The organism is Frankia sp. BMG5.23, from assembly GCF_000685765.2.
Lineage (GTDB): Bacteria > Actinomycetota > Actinomycetes > Frankiales > Frankiaceae > Frankia > Frankia casuarinae.
The window spans coordinates 148,607-156,393 of the sequence record NZ_JDWE01000008.1 but is presented as its reverse complement, the minus strand read 5'-3'; the positions used below and the strand labels follow the sequence as shown (position 1 = coordinate 156,393).

The 7,787-nt window shown below is 70.8% G+C and carries 7 protein-coding genes; 3 read left to right on the top strand and 4 right to left on the bottom strand.

Translation table 11 applies throughout. The features are described from left to right. Positions 1-216, top strand: a 216-nt coding sequence (locus tag BMG523DRAFT_RS06280; protein WP_043590619.1) for a hypothetical protein, incomplete at its 5' end; no start/stop codon positions are given. Positions 217-491: 275 nt separating this feature from the next. Next, on the top strand, positions 492-1,547 hold the full coding sequence (locus BMG523DRAFT_RS06275; RefSeq protein WP_051623785.1) for a CD225/dispanin family protein: 1,056 nt from the start codon (positions 492-494) through the stop codon (positions 1,545-1,547). Positions 1,548-1,617: 70 nt separating this feature from the next. Here the strand turns inward: BMG523DRAFT_RS06275 and BMG523DRAFT_RS06270 are convergent, their stop codons facing one another. Beyond that, complete coding sequence (locus BMG523DRAFT_RS06270; protein ID WP_011434760.1) at positions 1,618-2,184, bottom strand: CD225/dispanin family protein; 567 nt, start codon at positions 2,182-2,184, stop codon at positions 1,618-1,620. A gap of 483 nt (positions 2,185-2,667) precedes the next feature. Here BMG523DRAFT_RS06270 and BMG523DRAFT_RS06265 point away from each other — a divergent pair, with 483 nt between their 5' ends. Continuing rightward, entirely contained in the window at positions 2,668-4,014 is a 1,347-nt protein-coding gene (locus BMG523DRAFT_RS06265; protein ID WP_043590617.1) for a glycoside hydrolase family 26 protein, read from the top strand. Positions 4,015-4,081: 67 nt separating this feature from the next. Here BMG523DRAFT_RS06265 and BMG523DRAFT_RS06260 read toward each other — a convergent pair whose 3' ends face one another. The 3 genes from BMG523DRAFT_RS06260 to BMG523DRAFT_RS06250 are packed head-to-tail and all read right to left on the bottom strand — an operon-like array spanning position 4,082 to position 7,575. Continuing rightward, entirely contained in the window at positions 4,082-4,741 is a 660-nt protein-coding gene (locus tag BMG523DRAFT_RS06260) for a TIGR03085 family metal-binding protein (RefSeq protein ID WP_035909253.1), read from the bottom strand. A 30-nt stretch (positions 4,742-4,771) separates the two neighbouring features. Continuing rightward, positions 4,772-6,403: a CHASE3 domain-containing protein gene (locus BMG523DRAFT_RS06255; RefSeq protein WP_011434757.1), complete on the bottom strand. Its 1,632-nt coding sequence runs from the start codon at positions 6,401-6,403 to the stop codon at positions 4,772-4,774. Continuing rightward, positions 6,403-7,575: a PP2C family protein-serine/threonine phosphatase gene (locus BMG523DRAFT_RS06250; protein WP_011434756.1), complete on the bottom strand. Its 1,173-nt coding sequence runs from the start codon at positions 7,573-7,575 to the stop codon at positions 6,403-6,405. Before BMG523DRAFT_RS06250 ends, BMG523DRAFT_RS06255 begins: the two co-directional genes overlap by 1 nt. Between the last annotated feature and the right edge of the window lie 212 nt (positions 7,576-7,787).

The following is a 7,787-nucleotide window of genomic DNA, read 5'->3' as shown; positions in this document are numbered from 1 at the left end:
CCTGACCAGCGGGCACGCACTCAGGGTGAGACCGCCACCGACATCACCCGACCGACCCGGCTCAACACCCGCCGCGAACGCACCTACCCCCGCGTCGTCCGCCGGGCGCGCCACAACCAGTATCCGGTCAAGAAACCCGGCCAGCGCGGCCTCCGCCACCACGCCCCGCCCACGATCAGGCTCGCCAACCCCACGAAACCCCAGGTAGCAGCTTGATCGACTTAGTGGAAGTGGCATTGCGGCTACGGGTCGGCGCTGCTGGTCGGAGGTCTGTATGCCGCCGGTGCGGCGGTGGTCGGGGCGGTGAGCCTGGCCCGCCGGGACGTCACGGCCTGACAGCACGAATCTGCCGAAGGCAGACGAATGGCGGACTGATGGCGGACGGATCGCCTATCATCACCGCTGATGGCGCCCGGCCGACGACGGGGAATGGCGGTTCGCATGGTGCCTTCCGATCGGAACCGCGGCGACGTCGTCAAGCGGATCGGACGTTGACCCCGCTCAACCGGCTGGTTCGCGAACTCGGTGGCGTCGACGCCTACGCCGTGCTCGGGGTAGCGCGCACCGCCGACCGGGCGGAGATCCGCCGGGCGTACCGGGCCCGCGTCCGGGCTCATCACCCCGACAATCCCGCCAGCCGGGACGCACAGTCCATGCGCACGATGCAGCTCCTCACCGTGTCCCACGAAATCCTCGACAGGTGGCGGGACGAGTACGACGCCCGCCTCACCGGGTCGCCCTCGTCCCCGACACCGGACGCGGGCGGCCCGGGATCGACGAACCACACCGGCCGGACGAATACCGGCGCCCGCACGAACGCCGGTTGCCGGACGGACACCGGTGCCCGCTGGGATCCCTGGACCGCGGCCGACACCGGCCCGCGGTCGGGCTCACGCATCAGCGACCCGTCATCCCGCACCACCGGCACCACCGGCACCACCGGCACCACCGGCACCACCGGCACCACCCAGCGTCGCCCGAGGACCGATCGGCCCCGCAGCCGCTGGGAGGAGGAGTTCCGCCCGCCTCCGACCGAACCATTGCGGTGGAACACGCACAACGTGCGGTGGCCTGGGCCAGGGGACACCGGCGGTCACTACTACTCGAGCGGACATCACTACTCGACCGGCTACCCACGGAATCGACACAACGACACCGGCCCCCATCCGGGCTGGCCCGGAACACAGGCCCACCGACCCGCCGAACCCCACCAGACGCTCCGGCGGCACGCGCAGACACCACGGCACGCGCAGACACCACGGCACGCGCGGACGCGGCAGCGGCCGGGGACCGAGGCGACGCCAAAGGTCGGCAATTACCTGGCTCTCGCGATCCTGACGACATTCCTGTGCGCACCGCTCGGCGTGATGGGGATCATCAACTCCTCGCGCGCGTCGAATCGACTCCTTGCCCACGACGTCGCCGGGGCGCGCCGGGCATCGCGTCGCAGCCTGGCCTGGTGCCTGGCCGGACTCGTGTTCGGCCTCCTCTTCCTCGCGTCTCTCTCGGTGATGGCGGGGCTCTGCGGCGGGAGCTCCATCGGCTGACGAGCCGACAAGCGAGCCAAGCCGACGGCCGTTACGACGAGAGCCTGACTCTCGGTCAGGCCACGCTCCTTCAGGTGCGAGCGGGTGGGAGCGTCGAATACGACGTGCTGGAATCGGTCTCGAAGCCGCCGGCCAAGCCGATGACGAGGATGACCAGGAACACCACGATGATCGAGATGGCCGAGATGATGCACCACATCCTGGCCTTCTTGGAGGCGTCCAGCGCGCCGTTGATGTCGCCGATCTGCTGGCGGCTCTGCACCTTGGTGGCATAGACGATTGCCACCACACCGGCGGGCAGACAGCACAGCAGGGTGACCACGATCGACTGCCACAGGTAGGTCGGGATCGGCTGGTTGTAGGGCGGAGGTGGGCCGAACCCACCCGGGCCGCCGTATCCCAGCGGGGCACCGTAGCCCTGCGGCGCGCCGTACCCACCGGGCGGGGGTCCATAGCCGGGCGGTGGAGGGCCGTAGCCGCCCTGGTCATAACCGCCCTGGCCACCGTAACCACCCTGGCCGTAACCGCCCTGGTCATAACCGCCCTGGCCACCGTAACCACCCTGGCCGTAGCCGCCCTGGTCATAACCCCCTTGACCGTGACCGCCGGCGGGAGGGTACTCGGGTGGCTGGGACATTGGGTGCTCTCCTGTTGTCGTCGTGGCGGGCGAGCCGGTGAACGGCCCCGCCACCGCGCCTGGCCGCATAACCCCCGGGGCGCTCGACCAGGCACCGCGGACACTCCACCGGCGCGTGATCCCCGACCCGTGCGCGGAATCCGTGACGCGAGGTGGGTTGACCACCAGGCACATCCCAGGCTCCGCGCGCGCACATTGTGGCACAGCCAGCGTGTCGACCAACCGGCGTGCCGACCAACCGGGCTCCACGCCACCCGAGAGCCTCACCGCCCGAAACCCCCGAGTTCCGACAAGTCGGCCTAGCACGTCGGTGTAGTGTCTCGTCCGAACTATCTAGACACGGCAGCCGGCGTCGAGGGGGCGACCGGAGGCCGGTCCGGTCCGTCTCAGGCTGCTGTGCGACATGGAGGTCATCCGCTTCGATGCCGAAGCCGGGACCCGGGGGGTCCTGACGACACTGCCACGCACGGAGGGATACCCGCGGTGAAGCACCGAGCGGAGGGCAATCCCAGCCCGCCGAGAGTCCGATCCGGTTCCCGGCGCGGGCGCCGCCGTCCGCGTCACCCTGCCTGGATCGCGTCGCTAGGCGTGATGGCTCTGGTCGCCGCCGTAGTCGGGTGGACCCTCGTCCCCGAACGCGACACCGGGGGCGAGGGCTCGGCGACAGTCGAGGCCACCGCCATCCAGCACGGGAAGCCCCGACACGGCGATGACCTCCGGGTGCAACCCAGCCTCTCGGCGGGCAGCGCCTCGGCGGGCAGCGCCTCGGCGGGCACGACCGGCGGAAACTCCCGCGCGACCGTCGGCTCGCCGTCGCCCGCCCCGGTGCCCGCGGGCACCCCGGCCGGTACGGCCCCACGGACCACCGCCAGGCCGACGACCCCCGGCGCCGCGGCCCGGGTCACGAAGCCTGCGGTACAAGTGCCCGTTATCCCCGTCGGTGGTGGGGGCGGTTCGGTGCCCGGCGGCATGAGCGGCGTCGCCGCGGGGACGATGACGCAGGTGCGGGCCTGGGAGAGCTTCCGCGGCTCGCCGGTCAACGTCGTGCTCACCTTCACCGACAGGTCGAGCTGGCAGACCATGACGAACCCGTGGCTCGGCTCGGGCCCGGAGAAGTTCTCGACCTTCGCCGGCACCTGGGTCATCTCGCAGTCCTTCTACCCCACGGGCGGTGGGGACATGAACTCCTGCGCGAGCGGCGCCTACAACGGCCACTGGGCGGACTTCGGCCGGTGGCTGGTGGCGAAGGGCCGCCCGGCGAGCGTCATCCGGCTCGCCTGGGAGTTCAACGGCGACTGGTTCCCGTGGTCGGTCTCCAAGACCAACCCCACCACCTGGGTGAACTGCTTCCGCCAGGTTGTCAGCGCGATCCGCTCGACGGATCCGCAGGCCCGCATCGACTGGGCGCTGAATGCGCACAGCAGCGGAGCCTGGGCCGTCTACCCCGGTGACCAGTACGTCGACATCATCGGCATCGACAGCTACGACCAATGGCCGGCGAGCACGGACGACGCTGCCTTCGCCAGTCAGTGTCACGCCGAAGCCGGGCTCTGCTCGACGATCGCGTTCGCCCGCCAGCACGGCAAGCAGTTCTCGGTCCCAGAATGGGGACTCGTCGGGAAGAGTGATACCGGGGCGGGCCGCGCCGGCCAGGCCGGCGGCGACAACCCGGTGTACATCCGCAACATGTACCAGACGTTCGCCGCGAACCGCGACATCCTCGCCTACGAGACGTACTTCAGCGATTCGTCACCCGGGAACGTGCACTCCTCCCTGGTGAACCCGACAGAGCATCCCGCTGGCGCGGCCACCTACGCCTCGCTCTGGTAGCGCCTTGCTCTGGTAACGCCCCGCCCCGATAGCGGCACGGCTCCGACCGGATCGCAGCCGCCGGGAGCTAGGGACCGGTGGGAGCCGCGCGGAACCGCTCGATGTCGGCGTCGGAACCGCGCAGCTCGACCCGGGCGACCTGGCCCCGCCCGAACGCGTACAGCACGATCTCCTCAGGTGGCCCGACGATCTCCACCACCGGCTCGCCGCCGTGCAAGGCGCGCCGGCCAGGAGCGTCCGTACGCTCCGCCACGACACCCAGGCCGGCTCGCCGGAACCCGGCGAACCCGATCAGCAGCAGAGCGGTCCACATCGCGTCACGGCTTCTGGTGTCAAGCTCGCGAGGCTCCCAGCCAGGGGCGGCGCGGCGGATGTCCTCGGCGTGCACGAAGAACTCGACCAGGTTCATGGCATCGTCGATCAGGCCGATGCGGGTCGGCTGCCACCACGGCGGCCCGGCACGGAACGTCTCGACCAACTCGGGAAAGGTGTGGGCCCGCATGGTGGCCCGCTCGGCCCGCTCCGTGATGCCGTGCAGCCGACCGACGATGAGCCCGGGAGCGGCCCACGGCACCCGCTCGCGGGTGACCAGGTGCGCCACCAGATCATGGTTCGTCCATCCGGCGCAGAGGGTGGACGCCGCCGGGCCACGCTCGGCCAGCAGGTCCGCGAGCTCCCGCCGCTGCGCACGGGCCCCTGGCCGGGTGAGAACCGCTCCTGACCCCATCATGTGCGGCACTCTAGGCGATGAGGCGACTCACGGCGGGTCTCTGGCCGTTAGAAGTCTCCGGTTAGGGAAAGTGAACCGGAAGGTGGTTCCGTCCTTCACCGCGCCGTCCAGCCAGATCCGGCCGCCGTGGAACTCGACGATCTTGCGACACAACGCCAGCCCGATGCCCGTGCCCTCGTAGACATCCCGGCCGTGCAGCCGCTGGAAGATCACGAAAATCTTCTCGGCGTACTCCGGATCGATTCCGATCCCGTTGTCGGCGCAGTACAGCTCCCACTCGTCCGCCCGGTCGACGACACCGACATGCACGGCGGGAACCGTCTCGGCCCGGAACTTCAGCGCGTTCCCGATCAGGTTCGCGAACAGCTGGGTGAGCAGGACGGGGTCCCCGCGCACGACCGGCAGATCATCCGCGGTGACCTCGGCCCGGGCGCTCTCGATCGCGATGGACAGCGCTCCCACCGCCCGGTCGAAGATCTCCCCCAGGGACACATCGACGAAACCGTCAGTAGTCCGCCCCACCCGGGAGAAGGCCAGCAGATCGTTGATGAGCTGCTGCATCCGCTTCGCGCCGTCCACCGCGAAAGCGATGTACTGGCTGCCCCGCTCGTCGAGCCTGTCACCGTAGCGTCGCTCCAGGAGCTGGCAGAAACTCGCCACCTTCCGCAGCGGCTCCTGCAGGTCGTGCGAGGCGACATAGGCGAACTGTTCCAGGTCACGATTGGAGCGCCGCAGCGCCTCGGCCTGCGCCTCCACCGCGGACCGCGCCGCCCGCGCGACCCCGAGCTCCCCGATCAGCTGGCGTCGCATCGACTCCACGTCGGCGGCGAGCGAGGCGATGTCCGGGGGACCGGTCGGCTCGACCACGTGATCGAGATGTCCGGAGGCGACGGTTCGCGCATCGTCGCTCACCCGCTCGAGCGGGCGGGTGACCCAGGACCGTAGCGCCCGCGCGATGACCGCCAGGAGTACGGCCATGACGGCCGCGCCGGTCACCAGCGCGAAGATCAGGAAACGGAGCGCCGCCGTGACGTGCTGGCGGGCCCGGACTTCCCTGGCCCGCAGGTCCGCCTCGAGGTCCCCGGCCGCGGCGCGGACCGCCTCGAAGCGGGTCTTGCCGAACTCCGGTGACAACAGGCGGGCCGCCGCGGGACCGCCCACCCGCACCGCGTTGATGGCCGGATCGGCGTAGTCGCCGTGCCAGGCCCGGATCCGGTCCTCCAGCACGGCGAGCCTCGCCAGCAGGTCGGGGCGCTCCACGAGCCGTCGGTGCAGGTCCGCGAGCAGCGTGCGCTCGGCCCTGCGCCCTTCGTTGTAGGGCTCCAGGAAGTCCTCGCTGCCCTGAAGCAGGTAGCCCCGCATCCCGGTCTCCTGGTCGACCAGGCTGGAGACCAGTTCGGTGGAGCTCAGCAGAGCCGGGGCGAGGACGTCGCTGCGCGTGTGGAGGGCGTCATCAAGCCGGACCAACGACGAGACGACGAGACCAGCGACGATCATCAGCACCATCGCCGCCACCGCGTAGGTCACCTCGAGTCGACGGCGCAGGCGCCAGACGGACCCGACCCGGCCGCGCTCCACCGCTCCGCTCGGCCCCGCGTCGCCCGCTCCCCCGTCGGTGACGTTCGGGTGGGTGACGTTCGGGTGGGTGCGCTCCGGCATCAGCCGGCACCCCAGATCAGCAGCAGGAGCGCGACGTCGTCGGTCAGCGGGCCGCCATTGCGCGCCTCCACCCGGTCGATCAGGTTGTCGAGCAGCCCGTCGGGGTCGTCGGCGGGCCAGAGTTTGGCGATCTCGGGCAGCACGCCCTCCCAGCCCAGCGGTTCCCCGCCCGGTCCCTCCCGCCCCTCCAGCAGGCCGTCCGTGGCGAGCAGGAGCGCCCAGTGCGGCCCGAGCTCGATCCGCACCTCCTCGGAGAGGTCGTCGTCGACGATGCCAAGAGCCGGACCGACGACGTCGCCCGGCAGCGCCGACAGCCGCGGATGCAACAGCGCCGGCGGCGGATGACCGGCCAGCCGCATCCGCGCCGAGGTCCGGTCGGGAGCGATCGCGAGGGTGCACACCGTCGCGAAGATCTCATCCTGTTCCCGCTCGCTCACCAGCACGCGTTGGAGATACCCGAGCCGGTCGGGTTCCGGAACACCGGCGAGGACCAACGTGCGCCACGCGATCCGCAGGCTCACCCCGAGCGCCGCCTCGTCCGGGCCGTGCCCGCAGACGTCGCCGAGCAGGACGTGGAGCGTGCCGTCCGCGGTGGACACCATGTCGTAGAAGTCCCCGCCGAGCAGGGACTGCTGCCGGCCGGGGCGGTACCGGGCGTCGTGATGCAACCGGCCGTCGTCGATGAGTGGCCGGGGTAACAGGCCGCGTTCGAGGCGGGCCCGCTCGTCCGCCAGCAGCTCCGACTCCCGCAGCGCCTGCGCGGCGGTGTCGGCCCGCTTGCGCTCAATCGCGTACCGGACGGCCCGGACCAGGTCCCGCCCGTCGACCTGACCCTTGACGAGATAGTCCTGCGCGCCCGCGGCGACCGCCTGCGCCCCCCGGTACTCGTCAACCAGACCGGTGAGCACCACGACCGGCGCTCCCGCCTCGACCGTGAGCAACCGGCGTAGCGCCGACAGGCCCTCGCTGTCCGGCAGCCCGAGATCCAGCAGCACGCACGCGACGTGCTCGCTGCGACGGGCGGCTTCGGCCACCGTGCGCACCCGGGTCAGCTCGACCGGAGCGGAGACCTCGTCGAGGAGCTCGGACACCAGATAGGCGTCGGCATCATCATCCTCGACCAACAGCACCGGCCAGATCACTTTTACGGGATCAGCGTTCGGCGCCCGCATCGCGGTGCCCTCGGTTCCTGACACATCTCCTCGGCATTGCACGACACGAGGCCATACCGGCCCAACCCGGACTCGAAGCATGGCACGACCACGGCGCCCGTGCGCATCGGAACGCCGAACCGGAGTGGACCGCGGCCAGGAAGACCGTCAGGAAGACAGAGCGCGACGGGCTCCGGAAGACCGGGCTCAGGAAGACATGGTGGGCCTACGGA